The organism is Kitasatospora sp. NPDC005856 (assembly GCF_040629945.1).
In the GTDB taxonomy this organism is placed as follows: domain Bacteria; phylum Actinomycetota; class Actinomycetes; order Streptomycetales; family Streptomycetaceae; genus Kitasatospora.
In genome coordinates, this window is record NZ_JBEXWT010000001.1 from 554351 (window position 1) to 575791 (window position 21441).

A 21441-nucleotide genomic window follows, 5' to 3' on the forward strand; every position below is an offset into this window, starting at 1 on the left:
TCGTCACGCGCCGCCAAGCCGTCCAGCGCCTCCGCGTCGTCACCCACCCGCACGTCGTCGCGCGCTCCACGTCCCAGCGCCTTCCGCTCCTCTAGTCCCCAAGGGATACCGTCCATGACCCAGAACCTGGCCGACACCTCCCGGCCTGCCGCAGACACCGCTCACGAGGCGAACGTCAGCGCGTCCAGAGGCTGGTGGCGGGACGCGGTCATCTACCAGGTGTACCCGCGCAGCTTCGCCGACTCCAACGGCGACGGCATGGGTGACCTGCCCGGCATCCGCAGCCGCCTGCCCTACCTGCGCGACCTCGGCGTGGACGCGGTCTGGCTCTCGCCCTTCTACGCCTCGCCGCAGGCGGACGCCGGCTACGACGTGGCCGACTACCGCGCGGTGGACCCGATGTTCGGCACCCTGCTGGACGCCGACGCCCTGATCCGGGACGCCCACGACCTGGGTCTGCGGATCATCGTCGACCTCGTCCCCAACCACTCCTCGGACCAGCACGAGTGGTTCCAGCGCGCCCTGCGCGAGGGCCCCGGCTCCCCGCTGCGCGAGCGCTACCACTTCCGCCCCGGCAAGGGCGAGCAGGGCGAACTGCCGCCCAACGACTGGGAGTCCATCTTCGGCGGCCCGGCCTGGACCCGCAGCGAGAACCCGGACGGCACCCCCGGCGACTGGTACCTGCACCTGTTCGCCCCGGAGCAGCCGGACTTCAACTGGGAGAACCCGGCCGTCGCCGACGAGTTCCGCTCGATCCTGCGGTTCTGGCTCGACATGGGCGTGGACGGCTTCCGCATCGACGTCGCCCACGGCCTGGTCAAGGCCCCCGGCCTGCCCGACCTCGGCGGCGCCGACCAGCTCAAGCTGCTCGGCAACGACGTCATGCCGTTCTTCGACCAGGACGGCGTGCACGAGATCTACCGCAGCTGGCGCAAGATCCTCGACGAGTACCCGGGGCAGCGGATCGGCGTCGCCGAGGCGTGGACCCCGACCGTCCAGCGCACCGCCAACTACGTCCGCCCCGACGAGCTGCACCAGGCGTTCAACTTCCAGTACCTGGGCACCGATTGGGACGCCGCCGCGCTGCGCGAGGTGATCGACCTCTCGCTGGACTCGATGCGCCCGGTCGACGCCCCCACCACCTGGGTGCTCTCCAACCACGACGTCACCCGGCACGCCACCCGGTTCGCCAACGAGCCCGGCCTCGGCACCCAGATCCGCACCCCCGGCGACCGCGAACTCGGCCTGCGCCGCGCCCGCGCCGCCACCCTGCTGATGCTCGCGCTGCCCGGCTCGGCCTACGTCTACCAGGGCGAGGAGCTCGGCCTGCCGGACGTCACCGACCTGCCCGACGAGGTCCGCCAGGACCCGTCCTTCTTCCGCCAGGCCGGACAGGACGGCTACCGCGACGGCTGCCGCGTCCCGATCCCGTGGTCCGGCACCGAGGCCCCGTACGGCTTCGGACCGGTGGCCGGCGGGCCGTCCTGGCTGCCGCAGCCGGCCGAGTGGGCCGGGCTGAGCGTCGAGGCGCAGACCGGCGACCCGACCTCCACCCTGGAGCTCTACCGCAGCGCGCTGGCCGTCCGCCGGGCGCAGCCCGACCTCGGCGCCGGCACCGGCGTCGAGTGGCTGGAGAGCCCCGAGGGCACCCTGATGTTCCGTCGCGGCACCTTCGTGTGCACCGTGAACGCCACCGGCCGGCCGGTGCGGATCGCGGCCCCGGGCACGCTGCTGCTGGGCTCGGCCGACCTCGTGGTGGACGGCGGCGAGACGGTGCTCGCTCCGGACAGCACCGGCTGGTGGGCGGTCTGACGTGGTTGGCATAGGCTCTGGGACCGTGACTACGGCGCGACTCTCAGACATCGCGGCGCAGGCGGGGGTCAGCGAAGCCACCGTCTCCCGCGTGCTCAACGGCAAGGCGAACGTCTCCGCCGCCACCCGGCAGACCGTCCTGGCGGCGCTCGACGTGCTCGGGTACGAGCGGCCGACCCGTCTTCGCCAGCGCAGCGCCGGGCTGATCGGCCTGATCACGCCGGAGCTGAGCAACCCGATCTTCCCCGCGCTGGCGCAGGTCATCGAGCAGGTGCTCAGCCGGCACGGCTACACGCCGGTGCTGTGCACCCAGACTCCGGGCGGGTCCACCGAGGACGAACTGGTGGAGATGCTGGTGGACCGGGGCGTGGCGGGCATCGTCTTCGTCTCCGGGCTGCACGCCGACACCACCGCCGACCACGACCGCTACGCCCGGCTGGCCGGGCGCGGGGTGCCGTTCGTGCTGATCAACGGCTACAGCGAGAAGATCGACGCGCCGTTCATCTCGCCGGATGACCGGGCCGCGATGTGGATGGCCGTCCAACACCTGGCCGAACTCGGCCACGAGCGGATCGGGCTGGCCGTCGGTCAGCGCCGGTACGTGCCGGTCCTGCGCAAGATCGAGGGCTTCACGGCCGCGATGCGCGCGGTGCTGGGACTCACCGAGGCGGAGGCCGGGAACCTCGTCCACCACACGCTGTTCAGCGTGGAGGGCGGGCACGCGGCGGCCGGCGCGCTGCTCGACAAGGGCTGCACGGCGATCGTCTGCGGGAGCGACATGATGGCGCTCGGGGCGATCCGGGCGGTGCGGCAGCGCGGGCTGTCGGTGCCGCAGGACGTGTCGGTGGTCGGTTTCGACGACTCGCCGCTGATCGCCTTCACCGAGCCGCCGTTGACCACGATCCGCCAGCCGGTCGAGGCGATGGCCACGGCGGCGGTGGACGCGCTGCTGGAGGAGGTCGGCGGGAACGCGGCCCAGCGGGGCGAGTTCATGTTCCAGCCGGAGTTGGTGATGCGCGGGTCCACCGGGGCCTGCGCGCGCTGAGCCCCGGTCGGCACGGCCGATGGACGGGCCCCGGAGGGCGGTTGCTCTCCGGGGCCCTTCGGCGTGCGTGCGGCCGGCCGTCGCGGGCCGTTGGCGGCCGTCGGGGATCAGCCCTCCTGGGTGGTCGGGCGGTCGACGGTCAGCCGGTGCCCGTCGGCCGCCTCACCGGTGCGGGTCTCGGTACGGCGGCCGCGGGCCAGGTAGTCGCGCAGGACCAGTTCGACGGCGTCCTGCGGGTTCTTGGTGCCGGAGAGCATCATCGCGTCGATCGCGAGGTTCGCGTCGAGGGTGACGGTGACCTGGGCCATGTGGCTCCTCCTCGGGTGCAGAGCAGCAGCATGCCCGTTGGGGCGGGGATTCACCACGGGGATTCGCCGCGTAGGTAGGGCCGGAGGTAGGGCCGGAGGCATGCCGGAACCCCCGGGGAGGAGCGACCAGACTCTCCCCGGGGGTCGTGGGTGGCAGCGTTCGAGCGACAGCTGACAGATGATGAAATCTGTTATCTGTCAGCTGTTATCTGTCGTCCGTCGGCTGTCGGCCGTTCGCCGTCCTCAGACCCGGCCGGCGAAGTCCGGGGCCCAGTTGGCGATGCTCTGCTCGCGGACGCCCGAGCTCGGGTTGGCGGCCTCGACGTACTTGCCGTTGCCGACGTAGATCGCGACGTGGTACACGCCGGAGTCCTTGCCGTTGTTGGACCAGAACAGCAGGTCGCCCGGCTGGAGGCTGTCCAGCGAGACGTGGGTGCTGGCGGCGGCCTGGTCGGCGGCGACGCGCGGGATGGAGATGCCCGCGGCGCGCAGGGCGGCCTGGGTCAGGCCGGAGCAGTCCCAGCCGCCGTTGCCGGTGCCGCCGTAGACGTACGCCTGACCGACCTTCGACTCGGCGAAGGAGACCGCGGCGGCCATGCTGCCGGTGGCGGCCGGAGCCTGGGTCTGGGTCTGGGTCTGCGGAGCGGGCTTGGCGGCCGGCTTGGTGGCCGGGGCCTGGGCCTGCGCGGTCGGCTGGGCGTTCACGGCACCGCCGTTCGCGGACTGGCCGGACTGCTGCGAGCGGTCGAACCAGGTGAAGTCCGAGCCGGACTTGCCGGTGGCGGACTGACCGGCCTGGGCCTGGCCGTTGCCGCCGAGGGACAGGTGCTGGCCCGGGTAGATGGTGTCCGGGCCCTCGGACAGGGTGCCGCGGTTGAGCTCGTACAGCCGCTGCCAGCCGCCCTGCACCTGGTGCTGGTCGGCGATCGCGGACAGCCAGTCGCCCGCGACGACCGTGTAGTCGCTGCCCTGGGCCTGCTGCTGGCGCTTCTGGACCCAGTCGCCGCGGTTGCCGGAGGCGGCGGAGTCGGTGGTGGCCTGAGCGCCGTCCTGGGCGGGCGCCGCGGGCTTGGCGGCCGGGGCCTGGGGCTGTGCGGGCTGTGCGGCCGGAGCGGCCGGCTTGGCGCTCTGGGCGGGCGCGGCGGGCTTGGCGGCGGTGGAGCCCGTGGTGGACCCGGAGGTGGAGCCCGCCGAGGTGTTGACGGTGGGCGCGGGGCCGCCCTTGGTGAGGCCGGCCTGGACCGAGCAGACCGGCCAGGCGCCGGGGCCCTGCGAGGCGAGGACCTTCTCGGCGATGGCGATCTGCTGGTCCTTGGTGGCCAGGTCGGCGCGCGCCGCGTAGGCGGTGCCGCCGAAGGCGGACCAGGTGCTGGAGGTGAACTGGAGGCCGCCGTAGAAGCCGTTGCCGGTGTTGATGCTCCAGTTGCCGCCGCTCTCGCACTGGGCGACCTTGTCCCAGGTGGCGACGGAGGCGGCGGAGGCGGTGCCGGAGGCGATGCAGGGGACGGTGAGGCCGACGCCGGCGACGCCGAGGGCGGCGATCACACGACGGGTGCGGCTGGACAGGCGAGTGCCGTTGGTGGGCAGCATGAAGACGCGGTCCTCTCCCACGCCTGCGAGGTGAGCTGTCGGATTCGGGCTGGAGTTGCCCGGCCGCGCTGTGGGCGCGGCTTCACCCCTAGCCCTGGACCGTTCCGAAGACCGGTCCGGGGCGACTTACCTGTGGGTCCCCCGCTCCTGCCGTGGTGCGATTTCGCGTTTCCAGGACATCCGACGGCAGGACTCGGCGTTGCGGATGAACCGGGTTCGTGTGGTCACGAACGGGGAGCACGTTAATCAGGCTAAAGTTCAAACTGCAAATCACTGTGATGCGCATCACGGTTTAGAGGAAGCTGCCAAAATTGCCGTTCTTCATGATCGCAAATGATCATTTTCGGGTAACGCTGTTGCGGAAGTCCACAACTGGCATCGCTTCAGAAGTGGCGTGACGGCGCGTCGAATCGCGGAGCGGGGCGCCCCGTCGGGCGTGGCGGAGGCCGTGATTCGAGCACCCGCGGCCGCGTTTCCTATTTCCTTCCAAAGGGGCCAGAACGGACATTCCGCTTCATTGGCATCCGACTCCCGAACGGGCCGGCCCCGGGTGGGCGAAGCACGACGGAAGGGCCCGGAACGCCAACCGTTCCGGGCCCTTCCGTGCGCGCGAGCGGCGCGCGGTGTCGACTATCGCCCCGCGGGCCCCTCGGAGGCCGCGTGGGCACCGCGAACGCCCTCCATGACGCCCTCGGCCTCGGCGGCGGCCGCCGCCTCCGCCTCGGCCCGTGCCAGGTCCTCCGCGGAGGGTGCGGGGAGCGCCGCCAGGTAGGTGGAGGCGATCAGCTGGCCGACCGACGGGTACGAGCCCAGCGGCGCGGCCGACGGACAGCCGGTCTCCTCGGCGGCGGTGGCGAGCAGCTCGGAGTCCGCCTCCGGGCCGATCACCAGCGGGGCCAGCGCCGGACGCTGCGAGCCGGTCTCCCTGAGGTGGTTGACGGCCGCGGCCACCGAGCCGGGCACGTCCAGCGCGGCGGCGACGACCGGCACGGCCAGTCGGGCGGCCAGCAGCACGCCGGTGATGCCGGCCGCGGCGGCCGCGTCCTCGCCGCCGACGGTGGTCAGCACCACGCCGTCCGCGGCGGTCGCGATGGCGAACAGCCGGGCGCGGTCGGCCCGGGCCAGCCCGGCCTCGGAGAGCCGGACGTGCACGCCCTCGGCCAGCAGCGGGTGCGGGCCCAGCGGGTCCGTGACGGGCGCGCCGTACTCGGCGGCGAGCGCGTGAAGCCCGGTCAGGAAGGTGTGCGGGCCGGGTACCAGCGGCACCAGGACGGGCATCGGCAGCCCGGCCTCGGCGGCCGCGGCCAGCAGCTCGGCCACGGTGCGGTCCTCGTCGCCCGTACTCTCGCCGCCGGGCAGGTAGCCGACCGCGGTCTGGACGCCGTTCTGTTCGGTGCGGACGATCGAGAGCAGTTCCTCGACGACCGAGCGGGACTCGGGCCCGGCGGTCGCGGGCACGGCGAGCACCAGGGCCGGGGCGCCGGCCGGGATCTCGGGGCGCTCGGGACGACGATGGCGCCCCCGCGCACGGGAGCCTGGAGTGCGGACGGGCAGTGGCGCGCCCGGGATGGCTGCGGTGCTCATGCCGGAGATCGTAGGACATCCGCCCGTCCGGCTTGCAGTCGGCTGCCGTACGGGTTCGGCGCGGTCGCGGCGTGGAGCCGGTGCGGAGACCGTGCGGACTCGGCGTGGAGCGGGTGCGTCTCCGGCGCCGGTCCGGGCGCTTTGCCTACAATCCGGACATTCCGCGCCCAACCCCCGCGGGACCGCCGGCGATTGTCACGACGTGAACCGAGGGGGCCGGCGTTGCACCTGGGGCGCGTGAGATGTCTCACAGCATGAAGGTGGTTTGACGGAGGGTCACGGGGGTGCGACTCCCGGCATTCGAAGATCAACATTCAGCGGGGAGATGCTCACGGCCGGTTATCGCGAGTCCGACGATTCATCGGCTATGTCCGTTTACGTACCGTCAGGAGAAGGGTCCGTGAAGAGTTCGCGACTGCGCGCAAAAGGCGCCCTGCACCTGCAACGTCCCGTGCTGATGCACGTGCACTGCGGCTATCATCGCGTCAAGTGAGGCGTTGTGCCGGACCGGTACGGGGCCGGTCCGTTCGTTTGGGCGGTGCCGGGGGCGCCGCGCCGGACGACAACTCCGGAAGCTCTTCGGGAGATTTCTATGCACGACTCGCAGGACACGCACGGCTCGTACGACACCTACAACGGGATGGCCGCCGCCGATCTCCAGGGGGTGGTCTGGCAGAAGAGCCGGCACAGCAACTCCCAGGGCAACTGCGTCGAGTTCGCGGCCCTGCCGGGCGGCGATGTGGCGATGCGCAACTCGCGCTTCCCGGACGGTCCGGCCCTCATCTACACCCGGGCCGAGATCGCCGCCCTGCTGCTGGGGGCCAAGGACGGGGAGTTCGACCACCTGGCGGTCTGACCGATCGCCGTGCTCCATCATCGGGGGGCCGTCGTGGGTGCCGACACCACGACGGCCTTTGTCTTTCCCTCTTCCGGGGATCTCCTCGCCGGAGGCCCTCCGCCGGAGCCGTCCGTTCCGGAGGTCGCCTCCCCGGAGGTGTCCGCTCCGCGGGCGTGCTCTCCGGACGTCCGGTCCTGATCCGTCCGGCCGCCGGGCCGCCGTGGGCCGGACGCGGTTCCGCGGCGCCGGGAGTCCTCGGCGGGGCCGGGTGGAAGGGCCCGGGGTGTGCTCGTCCCGGGGCTTCCGTCGACCGGCCGCGCACCGCCCGGCGCGGGTTCCGTCCCGGGTGCCGGTGCCGTCCTGAGCGCGGGGCTCCTCCCGGGCGCGGGGCCCGTCCTAGGCCGAGCGCCGATGCCGTCCGCCGATGTCGACGGGGCCGTCGAGCGGTGAGCGGCCGCCGAGTCCGGGGCGGCCGTCCAGCGGGGAGCCGCCGACCGTCTCCGACTCGAACATCGCCCAGACCACCTTGCCGCTGCCCAGCGGGTGCCAGCCCCAGGAGCGGCTGAACGACTCCACCAGGTGCAGCCCGCGGCCCGATTCGGCGACGAAGTCGGCCTCCCGGGCGACCGGGCCGATGCTGCTCGGATCGCTCACCGCGCAGACCACCTGGGGCGCGCGGTGCACCAGGCTTATTCGGATCGGAAGCCGGCCCTCCGGGGTCGGCTGCACGGGAAAGTCGTACTCGCCCAGGGCGCCGCCCGACGGGTCGGGCCGTGCGCCGATCGCATGCCGGAGCGCGTTGGTCACGAGTTCCGAGGCCACCAGCGCGACGTCGTCGAACAGCTCCGTCAGGCCCCAGCGCTGGAGCGTCGTCCGAGCGAAGTCGCGCGCGGTTCTGACGGCTTCGAAGCGAGGAGCGAGCGTACAGGTGACCACAAGGGGGTCAACCGCCAAAGCCGTACCGGTGCTCATGAAGAGCTCCTCCCATAAGGGGGCGGACACGGCTGGACCCGCCGGGGTCATGCCGGTCACCTCCGACTCGCTCGGCCGCTCGGCCGCCCCCTCGACCAGGCGCGCGCGCACTCGAACGCCCGATGACGCGGGGGACGTCGTCGGGTCGGTGCACGGAGTCGCGCGTGGGGTCGACGCGGAGCCCGCGGGATTGCCAGGGATGTGCAGGTGCACGTGCACCATGGTGGTGTGCGCTCACTGCAGATGCAAGAGTCGATTCACGTGCAGTCGCACTATTGGCATATGCAAGCGCCGAATGCACGTGCATCCTGGTGCGTAGAGTGCGGAACTGATAGGAACATCCGTCAGTATCGGCACCGTGAGCGCTCAACTGATGGCAGACTGTGCGCTGTTTGCCCTAGGTGGAGGTTTCGACCGCATGACCACAGTTCAGCCGGGCGGCGGCTCGATGGTCCGCCGGATCCTCCTCGGCTCGCAGTTGCGCCGTCTGCGCGAGGCGCGCGGCATCACCCGCGAGGACGCGGGCTACGCGATCCGGGCCTCCGAGTCCAAGATCAGCCGCATGGAACTCGGCCGCGTCAGCTTCAAGGAGCGCGACGTGGCCGACCTGCTCAGTCTGTACGGCGTGGACGACGGCATCGAGCGGGAAGCCCTGCTCGGCCTGGTCCGCGAGGCCAACAAGTCCGGCTGGTGGCACAGCTTCAACGACGTGCTGCCGGGCTGGTTCCAGACCTACGTCGGCCTGGAGGAGGCCGCCCAGCTGATCCGCACCTACGAGGTGCAGTTCATCCCCGGGCTGCTCCAGTCCGAGGAGTACGCACGGGCGGTTTTCGGCCAGAGTCGGCCGGTCATCAGCGAGGAGGAGGTCGAGCGGCGGGTCAGCCTCCGGCTGCGCCGCCAGAAGCTGCTGGCCGAGGGCGCCAGCCCGCGCCTGTGGGCGGTCATCGACGAGGCGGCGCTGCGCCGGCCGGTCGGCGGGCCCAAGGTGATGCGCGGTCAGGTGCAGTACCTGATCGACGTCGCCGAGCAGGCCAACGTGGTGATCCAGGTCATGCCGTTCCGGTTCGGCGCGCACGCGGGCGAGTCCGGGGCGTTCACGATCCTGCGCTTCCCGGAGCAGGACCTCGCGGACGTGGTCTACCTGGAGCAGCTCACCAGCGCGCTCTACCTGGACAAGCGCGACGACGTCGACGCCTACATCCAGGTCATGGAGCGGCTCTGCGTGGACAGCCTCACGCCGGAACGCACGATCGACCTGCTCGCCTCGATCCTGAAGGAACGCTGAGCCGCTGCCGTCCGGGGCCTGTGAGCTCCCTCCCTCGCGAGGCCCCCGTCCAGCCGGTCGCCAGGCCGCCCACCCGCCGTCAGTCGCGGGCCGGCGGCCGTTCGCGTTCCGGCGGGAAGGGCTGCGGCGGGCGGCCGAGTTCCCAGGCGAGGTCGTAGCGGCGGAAGAGGTCGGCCCGGATCGGGGCCAGCGGGCTCTCGGCGCCCGGCAGCAGCACCCCGATGCAGCCGCCCATCAGCGCACTGCGCAGCACCGCGTGCTCGGCGACCGGGTCGGGCGCGCCCCAGTCCCGCAGCAGTCCCTGGAGGAGGGCGCCGAGCTGTTGCTGCTCGGGGTCCTGGACGAAGGCGCCGGTGTCGGGGTCGAGGATCAGCGCCAGGTGCGAGCGCATCACCCGGGGGTGGTCCATCGCCAGGCCGAGCACCGTGTCGATCGCCCCGGCCAGTCGGGCTTCGGGGGAGGCGCCGGGTGCCAGTTCCGCCAGCGCGTCGGCGAGCGACTGGTGCATCATCCGGTGCGTCGCGGACTGCATCAGCAGCCGTTTGCCGTCGAAGTAGTAGGAGAGCAGCCCGCGGGCGAGGCCGGCCCGCTCGGCGATGTCCGTCAGCGTGGTGCCCGCGTAACCGTGCTGGTCAACGAGCTCGACGGTGGCCCGCATGATCCGCCGGCGGGAGCGCTGCCGCATCTCCTCATTGACCGAATCCCCGCGAGGTGTCATCGTGTCTGCTCCGAACGTTCGTTGGCTGCGGGCCAATATACTTGTGGAGCCGACAGCCGCACCGGGGTACCGTGCCCCGACGGGCGCTGCCCGGGCGGCTGCCACGAAGACGGCCGGCTCCACCGACACGGGGGTTTGGTGGAGCCGGCGCCATGGCCCGACGGCCCGGAGGCCGGTCGCGGGCGGGGCCCGGGGTCAGTGCTCGGTCAGGACTTCGGTCCGGGCTGCGGCCGACCCGACTGACGGATCATCATAATCCGGCACGGGCGCGGGAGCCGCCTTGCGGCGCCGGTCCACCAGGGCGCCCACCGCCGCGACCACCAGGCCGGCCACCGCGACCACCGTGACGAACACCAGCGCCGGCCGGTAGCCGTCCAGCTGGGCCTGCGGGCTGTCGCCGCCCGCGCTGCCGGCCGTGATCATCGCGGTCGCTCCGGCGAGGACCACCGCGGTGCCGACCTGGATGGCGGTGTTCACCAGGCCCGAGGCCAGACCCTGCTCCTCGTCGGCCACGCCGTCGGTGGCGGCGATGTTCACCGAGGGGAAGGCGAACGCGAAGCCCACGCCGAGCAGCAGCATCGAGGGCAGCACCAGGCCCGGGTACGAGCTGTGCTCGTCCAGCCGCAGGAACAGCGCGAAGGCGGCGACCAGCGACACCAGGCCGATCGGCAGCAGCCGCCCGGTGCCGAAGCGGTCCACGATCGGGCCCATGAACGGTGCCGAGAGCGCGATGAGGGCCGCGGCGGGGAGCAGCCCGAGGGCCATCTCCAGGGCCGACCAGCCGAGCAGGTGCTGGAGGTAGAGGGTGACCACGAACTGGAATCCGCCGTACGCGCCGGTCATCGCGAAGGCGACCAGGTTGGCCCGGGCGACGGAGCCGTTGCGGAAGATGCCGAGCCGGACCAGCGGGTGCGCGGTGCGGCTCTCCACCCGTACGAAGGCGGCGGCCAGCGCCGCGACGACCAGCAGCGAGCCGAGGGTGCGCGGGCTCAGCCAGCCGGCGCCCTGGGCCTCGGTGACGGTGAAGACCAGCAGCAGGACGGTCGCCGTGCCGGTGATCGCACCCAGGACGTCGTAGCCGCCCTGGGCGCGCTCCTCGACGGGGCGGGGGAGCAGGCGGACGGCGAAGACCAGGGCGAGCAGCGCGACCGGGACGGGCATCAGGAAGGTCCAGCGCCAGCCGACCGAGGTGAGCAGACCACTGAGCACCAGGCCGAGCGAGAAGCCGCTGGCGGCGCAGGTGGTGTAGATCGACAGCGCGCGGTTGCGGGCGGGGCCCTCCGCGAAGGTCGTGGTGATGATCGACAGGCCGGCCGGGGCGGTGAAGGCGGCGCTGACGCCCTTGAGGAAGCGGGCCGCGATGAGCAGGCCGCCGTCGTCGACCAGGCCGCCGACCAGCGAGGCGGCGGCGAAGGCGCCCAGGGCCACCAGGAACACCCGGCGGCGGCCGAGCAGGTCGGCGGCGCGTCCGCCGAGCAGCAGCAGGCCGCCGTAGCCGAGCACGTAGCCGGAGACCACCCACTGCAGGGTGGAGGTGGACAGATGCAGCTCGGAGCCGATGGACGGAAGGGCGACGCCCACCATGGAGACGTCCAGGGCGTCCAGGAACATGGCGGCGCAGAGCACGATCAGGGTGCCCCAGAGGCGGGGGGTCCAGTGCGGCCCGCTGGTTGACGGGGCGTCGGGTGACATGACGGTCGCGGTGGTCATGGGGAGGACAGTACATGCACATGCATTCAATGCAAGAGAATTAAATGTGAACGCAATAATTGCTGATGCATGTGCTAGGGTGGCGGCGTGGCTGAACTCGACTCCCCGGCGGAGGCCGGTCTCGTCGCGCAGTGGCGCGAGCTGTTGGCCCGGCATGCCGCCGCGGCCTGCATGCTCGACCGCGAGCTGGGCGAGCGCTTCGGGCTGGGCATGAGCGAGTTCGAGGTGCTGGAGCGTCTCGTCGAGGACTGTGGGGGTGGCGGGGGCCAGGCGGTGCGGGTGAGCGGGCTGGCCCACACCGTCCATCTGAGCCAGAGCGCGCTCTCCCGGCTGATCGCCCGCCTGGAGAAGGCCGGGCTGGTCACCCGGGCGATGTGCGAGAGCGACCGTCGGGGCGTCCTGCTCACCCTCACGGAGGCCGGCCGGGAGCGCTACGAGCAGGCCAGGCCGCTGCACCGCCAGGTGCTGGAGCTGACCCTCGGGGAGGGGCTCGGCCCGGCCTGTGGATCAACCTCCGGCTGACGTGCCGTCAGAAGTGCTGCACCGGTGCGGGGTCGGCCTCGCGGCAGCGAGTGCGGCCCTGGCATGAGGTTGACCTCACAGCAGTGAGTGCAGCCCCGGCGCGGCGGCCAGCAGGACGACCACGGCGGGCGCGGCGAGCGCCGCGACGGTGAGCCGCAGCCGGTGCGGGACGGAGAGTCGCGGGCGGCCCGCGAGCAGTCGGTCCACTCGCTTCGGGGACTGCGCCAGGCCGGGCGGGCAGGAGCCGAACACCCCGCGGTCCAGGTTCAGTTCGGCCAGCGCGAGGGCGGTGGTGTGCCGGCCGTGCCGACGGGCGGCCCGGTCGTCGGCGGCCAGTTCGACGAGCTCTGCCACCTGGTCCCGGAAGGCGCTGAACACGCCGACCCCGGGGAAGCCCGAGGCGAGCGCCTGGGCGAACTGCTGGAGCCAGTGGTGCCGGGCCCGGACGTGACCGCGCTCGTGGCTCAGCACGGCCGCCAGCTCCCGGTCGGTCAGCTGCTGGAGGGCGCCGGTGGTGACCACCAGCCGGGAGTCCGGGCCGGGCAGCGACCACGCCTCCGGGCGGACGTTCTCCAGCACCACCAGTCGCTCCCGGCGGCTCCGGGCGGTCTCGATGCTGTCCGGCAACTCAGGGGCGCGGTCGGCCAGTTGGGCGTGCCGGCGATTGCGCACCGCCTTCGCCGTGCGGACCTCGCGGGTCAGCGCCAGCACCGTCTGCAGCCCGCCCGCTGCGAGCACCCCGGCGCACAGTCGGCCCCAGCCCTCGGCGCCCTGGAGGCCGTACGCCGCTTCCACGCCGTGCGGCGCGCCCGAGAACACCAGCGAGCGCAGCTCCGGCAGGGCAGCGGAGGCGGCGAGGAGGAGGGCCAGCGCGCAGCAGAGCAGAACGGCCACCACCAGGCACTGCCACACCAGCAGTGCCAGCACGGGTTCGCGCTCCGCCCAGCGGGCCCGGGCCAGCAGCCGGGGCGCGACGGTCGAGAGCAGCAGTCCGAGCAGCAGCAGGCCGATCAGGGCAGGCATCGATGGGCTCCCCGAGTACGCACGGAACGCGACAACGCGCTCCCTGCCAACCTATGCGCTGGCGACGCCCGGTGGAACGGCTTCGACCGGCCAGTGACCAACGCCACGCTCGGACGGGGGCTTTGGGGTGACGGGCGGGTGCCCCGCGGTCGTCACATGGTCAGGAGCATGGCGAACATGCCGATGCCCATGGTCAGTCGGCAGGCCTGCGGCAGTCCGGCGGTGCCGAGCGCGAGGGTGCCCGCCGGAGTGCGCAGCAGCCGGCTGCCGGTCCAGACGGTGTACGCGGCGAAGTAGAGGAGGAGCGCCCCGGTCAGCAGCGGAAGGCCCAGCGCGGCGGCTCGGTGGTGCGCGTGGCCGGAGGCGGCCGTCATCGCGAGGGCCATGTACGTCATGGCGAGCGCGCCGACCGCGTGGTGCAGCCGGTGTGCCCGGCCGTTCGGGGCGTGGGCGGCGGCGAGCAGGAAGGCGGCGGCGGGGAGGCCGAAGAGTCCGGCCCAGACGGCGGGCGGGACGGTGGCGCCGGTGACGGCCATCACGGCCATGCCCAGCCCCATCAGGGCCTCGGCGGCGTCGGACTCGCGACTGAGCACCCGGTGCGCGCCACCCGGCGTGCCGGCGCAGGGGGAGCGGCGCAGCCGGACCAGGCAGGAGGTGCCGGCGCCGGCGGCGAGGAGGGCGAGGAGCCAGTTGACCAGGGCGGGTCCGTGCAACGGCGGCCTCCCGGGGGCGGTGGGCGCCGGGGCGGCTAACAGGTGACAGCGAACAGCGGTCGGCGAACGGATGACGGCGAACAGATGATGAAATCTGTCGGCTGTCATCCGTTGTCCGTCAGCTGTCCTCTGTTCGCCTGCTCGCCGACCCCCGTGCGCGGCGACGGACGTCCGGTCCACGATCACCGCACCCGCTCGGCCGAGGCCAGGGCGCGTACGGGGGCGCACGGTTGTGTCCGTCGTTGCGAAAGCCCTGGCCGCACACCCGTCGCGTACCCGTCGCACGCCCGGTTGCACCCCCGGCCCGGGGCGGCCGCTCGCCCGCTCCTTCGCCGACGAGGGGGCGCTCAGCCCTGGAGCCGCCCCGAGGCGACCACCCGGCTGAGGAACTGCCGCGTCCGCTCCTCCTGTGGATCGCCGAACACCTGCTCCGGCGGCCCCTGTTCGAGCACCACCCCGCCGTCCAGGAAACAGACCTGGTCGGCGACCTCCCGGGCGAAGCCCATCTCGTGGGTGGAGAGGACCATCGTCATCCCCTGCTCCTTGAGGTCCCGCACCACCGACAGCACCTCGCCGACCAGCACCGGGTCGAGCGCCGCGGTGATCTCGTCCAGGAGCAGCAGCCGCGGTCCGGTGGCCAGCGCTCGCACGATGGCGACCCGCTGCTGCTGCCCGCCGGAGAGCCGGTCCGGGTACTCCTTCGCCTTGGAAGCCAGCCCGAGCCGGTCGAGCAGCTCCAGGGCCCGGGCCTGGGCCTCGGCCCGGGCGACCCGGTGCACCCGGCGGGGGGCCAGCGTGATGTTCTCCAGCACCGTCAGATGCGGGAACAGGTTGTACGACTGGAACACCACGCCGATCCGGCGCCGCACGGCGTCCTCGTCCGCGCGCGGATCGGTGATCTCCTCGCCGTCCAGGAAGATCGCCCCGTCGTCGATTCCCTCCAGCAGGTTGACGCAGCGCATCAGCGTGGACTTGCCGGAGCCGGACGCCCCGATCAGCGCCGTCACCGAGTGCTCGGCCACCGCGAGGTCCACGTCGCGCAGCACCGCCTGGCCGCCGAAGGTCTTGCGCACCGATTCCAGCCTGAGCACGTCGCTCGACGTCACACCGCACCTCCCTGGAGCCGGCGACGGTTCGTCCGGGTGGTCAGCCAGTCGGCGAACCTGGTCAGCGGAATGGTCAGCACGATGAACACCAGCCCCGCCACGAGGTACGGCGTGAAGTTGAAGGATCGGGCCGCGATGATCTTCGCCGCGTACACCGCGTCGATCGCGCCGCCGATCGAGACCAGCCCGGTGTCCTTCTGGAGGCTCACCAGGTTGTTGAGCAGCGGCGGCACCACCCGGCGGACGGCCTGCGGCAGCACCACGTACCGCATCGCCTGCGCGTTGCTCAGCCCCAGCGACCGCGCCGCGGCCCGCTGGCTCGGGTGCACCGACTCGATGCCGGAGCGGAACACCTCCGACACGTACGCCGAGTACGTCAGCACCAGCGCGGCCCCGCCCAGCAGCAGCGGATCGGTGGTGACCCCGGTCAGCCGCAGCGCCGGCACTCCGGTGATCATCACCAGCAGGCAGATGATCATCGGCAGCCCGAGGAAGAAGTCCACGTACGCGGTGGCCAACAGCCGTACCGGCAGGAAGACCGGCCCGCGCAGCGTCCGCAGCACCGCCAGCAGCAACCCGAACAGCAGGATCAGCGCGCCGCAGCCGAGCATCAGCTCCAGGTTCAGCCGCAGTCCCCTCAGTACCTCGGGCAGCGCCTGACGGGCGTAGTCGAGGTTGAAGAAGGTCCGCCGAGTCACCTCCCACCCGGGGGAGTTGACGACCAGGAGGTAGAGCGCGACGGCCGTGGCCAGGGTCGACGCGGTGGCGATCAGCGCCGAGCGGCGGGCCCGGGAACGCCGGTACGCCTCGTGTGCCAGCCGCCGCTCGGACGGGCGGTAGTCGTCCTCCGCCGTCGGCTTCACCGCGGACCTCACCACCGGGTCCGTGGCCGACCCGGCCCCCGGCTCCCCGGCCGGCGATCCGGTGCGCGCAGCCGGCGCCTTGGTGAGCTCCGCCGAACCGGTAGCCGAGCCCGCGGCCGGACCCGTAGCCGGACCCGTAGCCGGACCCGCGGCCGACCCGGCCGCGCCCGAGGCCTCCGCGCCCGCTCCGGGGCTCAGATCAGCGCTCACTTCAGCACCGGTGCCGAGACGGCGTCGGACAGCCACTGCTTCTCCAGCTTCGCCAGCGTGCCGTCGGCGCGCAGCGCGTCCACGGCCTGGGAGACGCAGCCGGTCAGCTTGGAGCCCTTGTCCAGCACCAGGCCGAACTGCTCGGCCTGCGCGGCCGCCTCGAACTGGCCGACCACCTGGGCCTCCGGCACCTCGGCGCCGGTGATGTAGAAGGCGGTCGGCAGGTCCACCACCAGGGCCTCGATCTGTCCGTTCTTCAACGCGGCCTTGGCCAGGTCGTTGGAGTCGAAGACGGCCGGCTGGGTGCTCGGCTTGATGGTGTTGGTGATGGTGTCCAGGCTCGTGGTGCCGACCTGTGCGCCGAGCTTGGTGCCCTTGAGGTCGGCGATGCTCCTGGCGCCCGCCGCCTTGGAGTTCTTCAGTGCGATGACGGTCTGGCGCACGTCGTAGTAGCCGGAGGAGAAGTCCACCGCCTGCTTGCGCTCGTCGCTGATGGACACCTGGTTGATGTCGAAGTCGAAGTCCTTGGCGCCCGGAGAGGTCGCCTTGTTGAACGGCGCGACCACCCAGCTGACCTTCTCCTTCGGGTAGCCGAGCTTCTCGGCGACCGCGTAGGCCACCGCGGACTCGAAGCCCTTGCCGTTCTCCGGCTTGTCCTCGGAGAACCACGGGTCGTACGCGGGCTTGTCGGTGCCGACGGTCAGCGTCCCGTTGGTGCGCGTGGCCAGCGCCCCCGGCGCGCAGCCCGCCGCCGACCCGGCCGCGCCCGAGGCGGCGTCGGACTTCGAGTCCTGCGGCGCGCAGGCGGTCAGCACGGCCGCGGCGGCGACCAGCGCGGCGAGGGGCAGTACGGCGGACGGCTTGCGGAGGGTCATGACGGGGCTCCAGGGAAGGACCGGCGGGACAGGAGAACGAGGAGGGGCACGGGATGGCGCGACGGGCGGCCCGCATCCCGGCGGGTCACTTCCCCCCGGTGGCGGCGCCGGAACACACACGGCATGGTCGGCGTACGGGCTCGCGTCCGCGGCACCCCCCGGGCCGGACCGGCGGAAGCCGGGTCGGCGGCAGGCCGGTCAACAGCAGCGGCGACAGCGGCAGCGGCGGCCGGGCGCGCGACGGTGACGGCAGACGTACCGACGGGAGGGCGCCCGGAAGGGGCCGTCGTGGCGTTCGGCCACCGTGATCACCGCCGGGAACATGCGGGGAGGTTCGCATCAGAACAGGGCATCTGTCCAGAACATCCAGATCACTGTCCACATGTCGGACAACCCGCTTCCCGCCGAAGGTTCGCGCGTCGCGGCGGCGGTGCGCCGGAGCTTTGCCGGTCCGAGCCCTCTTGAACGGGAGAACCTTTCGTACTTATGGTGTCCTCGTTGAAATAACTCCTGTCGAAGTGAGTCCACGATGCAGAATCTTTCGCCAAGGCTCGCTGTGGCGGCCGACGCCCCGGTCTCGACCCTCGCCGGCCACCCGGCCTGGCTGCGCCTGAAGGAGGCCGTCGAGACGCTGCGCCCGCTCCAGTCCAAGGACGGCTCGATCGACCTGGCCGCCGTCCAGCGGCACACGGTCGACCCGCTGGTCGCCACCGTCCGCGCCGCCATCGAGGAGCTCGCTCCGAACTTCCCGCACGACGCCGCCTACCTGGCCGCCGTCGACGCGGACCTCGCCAAGTGGGCCGACACCGGCTACCGCGAGCCCGACTTCCTGGACTCGCTGCTCGCCTTCCACCCCGCCGACCAGCGCGAGGACGGGCTGGAGCACCTGGTGGTCTTCCCGATGTACACCCAGAACGGCAACCCGGACCGCAACCTGGAAGCCGTCCTGCTGAGCGTCGTGTGGCCCGACTGGCTGGCCGAGCTGGAGCGCACCCGCTTCGACAACCCGATGTTCGTGCCGATCACCTTCACGGACTTCACCGCCGGATACGACACCAACTCCGCCGTGCTCTTCCCCGAGACGGTCGCCGTGCGCAAGGCGCCGGAACGTTTCACCTGGGGCGGCATCTTCTGCGACCGCGAGGCCGCCCGCTTCCGCGCCGTCTCCACCAGCGCCGTCCAGCAGCTCGGCCTGGAGATCCCCGCCGACGCCGAGGGCCTGCTCCAGGACCAGCAGCGCGCGCAGGAGACCTTCGTCCTGTGGGACCTGGTCCACGACCGCACCCACAGCCACGGCGACCTGCCGTTCGACCCCTTCATGATCAAGCAGCGCAGTCCGTTCTGGATGTACGGCCTGGAGGAGCTCCGCTGCGACCTCACCACCTTCAAGGAGGCGGTGAAGCTGGAGACCGAGGGCAACCCGCACGCCCGCGACGTCCAGTACGCGATCCTCTTCGACCGCCTGTTCCGCTTCCCGGTCTCCGGCGACCGGGTGCGCAACTACGACGGCCTCGGCGGCCAGCTGCTCTTCGCCTACCTGCACAAGCACGACGCGCTGCACTGGCGCGACAACCGCCTCACCATCGACTGGGAGCGCGCCCCGCAGGTCACCAACGAGCTCTGCGCCGAGATCGAGACCCTCTACCGCGACGGCATCGACCGGCCGAAGCCGGCCCACTGGATCGCCGCCTACGAGCTGGTCTCCCGCTACCTCACCCCGCACCCGGCCTCCACCTGGGCGAAGGGTTCCGAGGCGCTGCCGCTCGACATCACCGACGGCAAGGCCCTCAACAAGGCCCTGTGCGACGCCGTGCTCCCGGACGAGTTCCCGCTGAGCATGTTCTACGAGGCCCTCAACAAGAAGCTGAGCAGCGTCATCGCCGCCACCGCCGGCATCACCGGCGCCGGGATCCAGGGAGCAGCCGCGTGACCACCTCCACCAACGCACCGCTGGCCGGCAAGGTCATCGCCGTCGCCGGAGCCAGCGGCCCGGCCGGCCGCGCCGTGCTGCGCCGCCTCACCGCCGACGGTGCCACCGTGATCGGCGCCGACATCGACGCCCAGCGACTGGAGTCCGCACTGGACGCCACCCGGGTGGCCGTCCGCGGAGCCAAGGTCAGCGGCCAGGTGATCGACCTGCTCGACCCGCAGGAGGTCCACGACTGGGCCGACCACCTGGAGTCGGAGCACGGCCACGTCGACGGCCTGTTCCACCTGGTCGGCGGCTGGCGCGGCAGCAAGACCTTCTTCGACACCCGGCTGGACGACTGGGACTTCCTGCACGACACCGTCGTGCGCACCCTCCAGCACACCTCGCTGGCCTTCCAGCCCGCGCTGGTCCGCAGCCCCGCCGGCCGCTACGCGATGATCTCCGCCGCGGCCGCGCACAACCCCACCGCCGGCGGCGCCGCCTACGCGGCCGCCAAGGCCGCCACCGAGGCGTGGACCCTCGCCATGGCGGACTCCTTCAAGAAGGAGACCACCGACCCCGACGGCGAGCCCACCGCGGCAGCTGCGATCCTGGTCATCAAGGCGCTGGTCAGCCCCGAAATGCGGGCCGAGAAGCCGGAGGCGAAGTTCGCCGGCTTCACGGACACCGCCGACCTCGCCGGACACCTGGCGGGCCTCTGGGACCGCCCCGCAGCAGAACTGAACGGACAGCACCTGTGGCTGACAGCCCGATGACCGACCTCACCCGTACGGACGCGGTACGGCGGCACGACCCCGCCGTCCGCGGCTTCGCCAGCGACAACTACGCCGGCGTGCACCCGGAGGTCCTCGCCGCGATAGCCCTCGCCAACGGCGGTCACCAGATCGCCTACGGCGAGGACGACTACACGGCCCACCTCCAGGACGTCTTCCGCCGCCACTTCGGCGAGAAGGCCGAGGCCTACCCCGTCTTCAACGGCACCGGCGCCAACGTGGTCGCCCTCCAGTCGCTGCTCCCGCGCTGGGGCGCGGTGGTCTGCGCCGAGTCCGCCCACATCCACGTGGACGAGGGCGGCGCCCCGGAGAAGATGGGCGGCATCAAGCTGCTCACCGTCCCCACCCCGGACGGCAAGCTCACCCCCGAGCTGCTCGACCAGCAGGCCTGGGGCTTCGGCGACGAGCACCGCGCGCAGCCGCTCGCGGTCTCCATCACCCAGAGCACCGAGCTCGGCACCCTCTACACCGCCGAGGAGATCCGCGCGATCACCGAGCACGCCCACCAGCTGGGCATGCTCGTCCACGTGGACGGCTCCCGCCTGGCCAACGCCGCCGCCTCGCTCGGCCTGCCGCTGCGCGCCTTCACCACCGACGTGGGCGTCGACGTGCTCTCCTTCGGCGGGACGAAGAACGGCCTGCTGTTCGGCGAGGTCGTGGTGGTGCTCAACCCGGAGCGCGTGCGCAACATCAAGTACCTGCGCAAGACCTCCATGCAGCTCGCCTCGAAGATGCGCTTCGTGTCGGTCCAGTTCGAGGCGCTGCTCTCCGGTGACCTCTACCTCCGCAACGCCGGCCACGCCAACGCGATGGCCAGCCGCCTGGAGGCCGCGGTCCGGAAGATCGACGGCGTCGAGGTGGTCCGTCCGGTCCAGGCGAACGCGGTGTTCGCGATCCTTCCGCGAGAGGTGAGCGAGCGGCTCCAGAAGCGCTACCGCTTCTACTTCTGGAACGAGCACACCGGCGAGGTCCGCTGGATGTGCGCCTTCGATACCACGGAGGCCGACATCGACGCCTTCGCGGCGGCCATCGCCGAGGAGATGGGCCGCGCCTGACGGCGCTCGGACAACGGATCGTCCCGTCCCGCACCAGCGGGGCGGGACGATTTGCATGTGGCGGGCCGGTGCCCGTACAGTTCCGGAGTCGCCGCGGGAGACCGGGGCGACAAAGCGGAAAGCGAATCCGATGAATGAAACTCCGGAAAACGGAGCGGAAAACATCTGATAAGCTGGAAACACGAAAGAACGAAGCCCGGAGGGTCCGCTGGAAGGCGGTCCGAAGGAAGCGTCCGTTCCTTGAGAACTCAACAGCGTGCCAAAAGTCAACGCCAGATATGTTGACATCCCCGGCCTCAGATCTTCTGGGGTTGGAGATTCCTTTTGAAATAACACTAGCGAGGACGCAGTGCGCGGGGCCGCCCTATTCCGGTGGTTGCCGTGCCGCTCAACGCGGGTGTGAACCGGATTACCGGTAAACATTCACGGAGAGTTTGATCCTGGCTCAGGACGAACGCTGGCGGCGTGCTTAACACATGCAAGTCGAACGGTGAAGCCCTTCGGGGTGG

General features: G+C 71.9%; 19 protein-coding genes, 1 rRNA gene and 1 riboswitch. Of the genes, 9 read left to right on the top strand and 11 right to left on the bottom strand.

Going from position 1 to position 21441, the window contains the following annotated elements:
• Positions 1 to 114: 114 nt before the first annotated feature.
• Together ABZ449_RS02365 and ABZ449_RS02370 are read left to right on the top strand one after the other, a co-directional pair.
• On the top strand, positions 115 to 1812 hold the full coding sequence (locus tag ABZ449_RS02365) for an alpha-amylase family glycosyl hydrolase (protein WP_360338678.1): 1698 nt from the start codon (positions 115 to 117) through the stop codon (positions 1810 to 1812).
• 25 nt (positions 1813 to 1837) lie between these two features.
• On the top strand, positions 1838 to 2857 hold the full coding sequence (locus ABZ449_RS02370; protein ID WP_360338681.1) for a LacI family DNA-binding transcriptional regulator: 1020 nt from the start codon (positions 1838 to 1840) through the stop codon (positions 2855 to 2857).
• 107 nt (positions 2858 to 2964) lie between these two features.
• Here the strand turns inward: ABZ449_RS02370 and ABZ449_RS02375 are convergent, their stop codons facing one another.
• The 3 genes from ABZ449_RS02375 to ABZ449_RS02385 form a co-directional block, all read right to left on the bottom strand.
• Complete coding sequence (locus ABZ449_RS02375) at positions 2965 to 3165, bottom strand: hypothetical protein (RefSeq protein WP_360338684.1); 201 nt, start codon at positions 3163 to 3165, stop codon at positions 2965 to 2967.
• Positions 3166 to 3408: 243 nt separating this feature from the next.
• Positions 3409 to 4776, bottom strand: coding sequence for a transglycosylase family protein (locus tag ABZ449_RS02380; RefSeq protein ID WP_360338687.1), 1368 nt, complete (start codon positions 4774 to 4776; stop codon positions 3409 to 3411).
• Positions 4763 to 4933, bottom strand: a riboswitch (cyclic di-AMP (ydaO/yuaA leader). It overlaps the preceding gene by 14 nt.
• 452 nt (positions 4934 to 5385) lie before the next feature.
• Positions 5386 to 6339 (bottom strand): hypothetical protein, encoded by a 954-nt coding sequence (locus ABZ449_RS02385; protein WP_360338690.1) that lies wholly within the window; start codon positions 6337 to 6339, stop codon positions 5386 to 5388.
• A gap of 592 nt (positions 6340 to 6931) precedes the next feature.
• Between ABZ449_RS02385 and ABZ449_RS02390 the strand changes: the two genes are divergently transcribed.
• Positions 6932 to 7195, top strand: coding sequence for a DUF397 domain-containing protein (locus tag ABZ449_RS02390; protein WP_097235176.1), 264 nt, complete (start codon positions 6932 to 6934; stop codon positions 7193 to 7195).
• A gap of 378 nt (positions 7196 to 7573) precedes the next feature.
• On the opposite strand, the gene ABZ449_RS02395 is transcribed toward ABZ449_RS02390, so the two are convergent.
• Complete coding sequence (locus tag ABZ449_RS02395) at positions 7574 to 8149, bottom strand: ATP-binding protein (RefSeq protein ID WP_360338693.1); 576 nt, start codon at positions 8147 to 8149, stop codon at positions 7574 to 7576.
• A 418-nt stretch (positions 8150 to 8567) separates the two neighbouring features.
• Here ABZ449_RS02395 and ABZ449_RS02400 point away from each other — a divergent pair, with 418 nt between their 5' ends.
• Complete coding sequence (locus tag ABZ449_RS02400) at positions 8568 to 9434, top strand: helix-turn-helix transcriptional regulator (protein ID WP_188297256.1); 867 nt, start codon at positions 8568 to 8570, stop codon at positions 9432 to 9434.
• A 79-nt stretch (positions 9435 to 9513) separates the two neighbouring features.
• Here the strand turns inward: ABZ449_RS02400 and ABZ449_RS02405 are convergent, their stop codons facing one another.
• Entirely contained in the window at positions 9514 to 10119 is a 606-nt protein-coding gene (locus ABZ449_RS02405; protein WP_360338696.1) for a TetR family transcriptional regulator, read from the bottom strand.
• Positions 10120 to 10347: 228 nt separating this feature from the next.
• On the bottom strand, positions 10348 to 11862 hold the full coding sequence (locus ABZ449_RS02410) for an MFS transporter (RefSeq protein WP_360338699.1): 1515 nt from the start codon (positions 11860 to 11862) through the stop codon (positions 10348 to 10350).
• Positions 11863 to 11949: 87 nt separating this feature from the next.
• On the opposite strand from ABZ449_RS02410, the gene ABZ449_RS02415 reads away from it, so the two are divergent.
• The gene (locus tag ABZ449_RS02415; protein WP_360338702.1) at positions 11950 to 12384 is read left to right on the top strand and encodes a MarR family transcriptional regulator; all 435 of its coding nucleotides are present in this window, start codon (positions 11950 to 11952) and stop codon (positions 12382 to 12384) included.
• Between the two features lie 75 nt (positions 12385 to 12459).
• On the opposite strand, the gene ABZ449_RS02420 is transcribed toward ABZ449_RS02415, so the two are convergent.
• The 5 genes from ABZ449_RS02420 to ABZ449_RS02440 form a co-directional block, all read right to left on the bottom strand.
• Positions 12460 to 13407 carry a M56 family metallopeptidase gene (locus ABZ449_RS02420; RefSeq protein WP_360338705.1) on the bottom strand — a complete coding sequence of 316 codons (948 nt, stop codon included), beginning with the start codon at positions 13405 to 13407 and terminating at the stop codon, positions 12460 to 12462.
• Positions 13408 to 13559: 152 nt separating this feature from the next.
• Positions 13560 to 14120: a DUF5134 domain-containing protein gene (locus tag ABZ449_RS02425; RefSeq protein WP_360338708.1), complete on the bottom strand. Its 561-nt coding sequence runs from the start codon at positions 14118 to 14120 to the stop codon at positions 13560 to 13562.
• A 347-nt stretch (positions 14121 to 14467) separates the two neighbouring features.
• Complete coding sequence (locus tag ABZ449_RS02430) at positions 14468 to 15226, bottom strand: amino acid ABC transporter ATP-binding protein (protein ID WP_360338711.1); 759 nt, start codon at positions 15224 to 15226, stop codon at positions 14468 to 14470.
• Positions 15223 to 16101 (bottom strand): amino acid ABC transporter permease, encoded by an 879-nt coding sequence (locus ABZ449_RS02435; protein WP_360338714.1) that lies wholly within the window; start codon positions 16099 to 16101, stop codon positions 15223 to 15225. Before ABZ449_RS02435 ends, ABZ449_RS02430 begins: the two co-directional genes overlap by 4 nt.
• A gap of 194 nt (positions 16102 to 16295) precedes the next feature.
• Positions 16296 to 17174: an ABC transporter substrate-binding protein gene (locus tag ABZ449_RS02440; RefSeq protein ID WP_360338717.1), complete on the bottom strand. Its 879-nt coding sequence runs from the start codon at positions 17172 to 17174 to the stop codon at positions 16296 to 16298.
• A 529-nt stretch (positions 17175 to 17703) separates the two neighbouring features.
• Between ABZ449_RS02440 and ABZ449_RS02445 the strand changes: the two genes are divergently transcribed.
• From ABZ449_RS02445 to ABZ449_RS02460, 4 genes are all read left to right on the top strand, one after another.
• Positions 17704 to 19104 (top strand): DUF6421 family protein, encoded by a 1401-nt coding sequence (locus ABZ449_RS02445; protein ID WP_360338720.1) that lies wholly within the window; start codon positions 17704 to 17706, stop codon positions 19102 to 19104.
• Positions 19101 to 19859 carry an SDR family NAD(P)-dependent oxidoreductase gene (locus tag ABZ449_RS02450; protein ID WP_360338722.1) on the top strand — a complete coding sequence of 253 codons (759 nt, stop codon included), beginning with the start codon at positions 19101 to 19103 and terminating at the stop codon, positions 19857 to 19859. Before ABZ449_RS02445 ends, ABZ449_RS02450 begins: the two co-directional genes overlap by 4 nt.
• On the top strand, positions 19856 to 20932 hold the full coding sequence (locus tag ABZ449_RS02455; protein WP_360338837.1) for a low specificity L-threonine aldolase: 1077 nt from the start codon (positions 19856 to 19858) through the stop codon (positions 20930 to 20932). Before ABZ449_RS02450 ends, ABZ449_RS02455 begins: the two co-directional genes overlap by 4 nt.
• 422 nt (positions 20933 to 21354) lie before the next feature.
• Positions 21355 to 21441, top strand: a 16S ribosomal RNA gene (locus ABZ449_RS02460); the annotation flags it as partial.

Excerpts from the sequence above, each read along its gene's own strand:
- ABZ449_RS02440 (WP_360338717.1), bottom strand. The coding sequence starts at position 17,174 with ATGACCCTCCGCAAGCCGTCCGCCGTACTGCCCCTCGCCGCGCTGGTC.
- ABZ449_RS02400 (WP_188297256.1), top strand. The coding sequence starts at position 8,568 with ATGACCACAGTTCAGCCGGGCGGCGGCTCGATGGTCCGCCGGATCCTC.
- ABZ449_RS02405 (WP_360338696.1), bottom strand. The coding sequence starts at position 10,119 with ATGCGGCAGCGCTCCCGCCGGCGGATCATGCGGGCCACCGTCGAGCTC.
- ABZ449_RS02455 (WP_360338837.1), top strand. The coding sequence starts at position 19,856 with ATGACCGACCTCACCCGTACGGACGCGGTACGGCGGCACGACCCCGCC.
- ABZ449_RS02420 (WP_360338705.1), bottom strand. The coding sequence starts at position 13,407 with ATGCCTGCCCTGATCGGCCTGCTGCTGCTCGGACTGCTGCTCTCGACC.
- ABZ449_RS02365 (WP_360338678.1), top strand. The coding sequence starts at position 115 with ATGACCCAGAACCTGGCCGACACCTCCCGGCCTGCCGCAGACACCGCT.
- ABZ449_RS02375 (WP_360338684.1), bottom strand. The coding sequence starts at position 3,165 with ATGGCCCAGGTCACCGTCACCCTCGACGCGAACCTCGCGATCGACGCG.
- ABZ449_RS02410 (WP_360338699.1), bottom strand. The coding sequence starts at position 11,862 with ATGACCACCGCGACCGTCATGTCACCCGACGCCCCGTCAACCAGCGGG.
- ABZ449_RS02445 (WP_360338720.1), top strand. The coding sequence starts at position 17,704 with ATGCAGAATCTTTCGCCAAGGCTCGCTGTGGCGGCCGACGCCCCGGTC.
- ABZ449_RS02385 (WP_360338690.1), bottom strand. The coding sequence starts at position 6,339 with ATGAGCACCGCAGCCATCCCGGGCGCGCCACTGCCCGTCCGCACTCCA.
- ABZ449_RS02390 (WP_097235176.1), top strand. The coding sequence starts at position 6,932 with ATGCACGACTCGCAGGACACGCACGGCTCGTACGACACCTACAACGGG.
- ABZ449_RS02395 (WP_360338693.1), bottom strand. The coding sequence starts at position 8,149 with ATGAGCACCGGTACGGCTTTGGCGGTTGACCCCCTTGTGGTCACCTGT.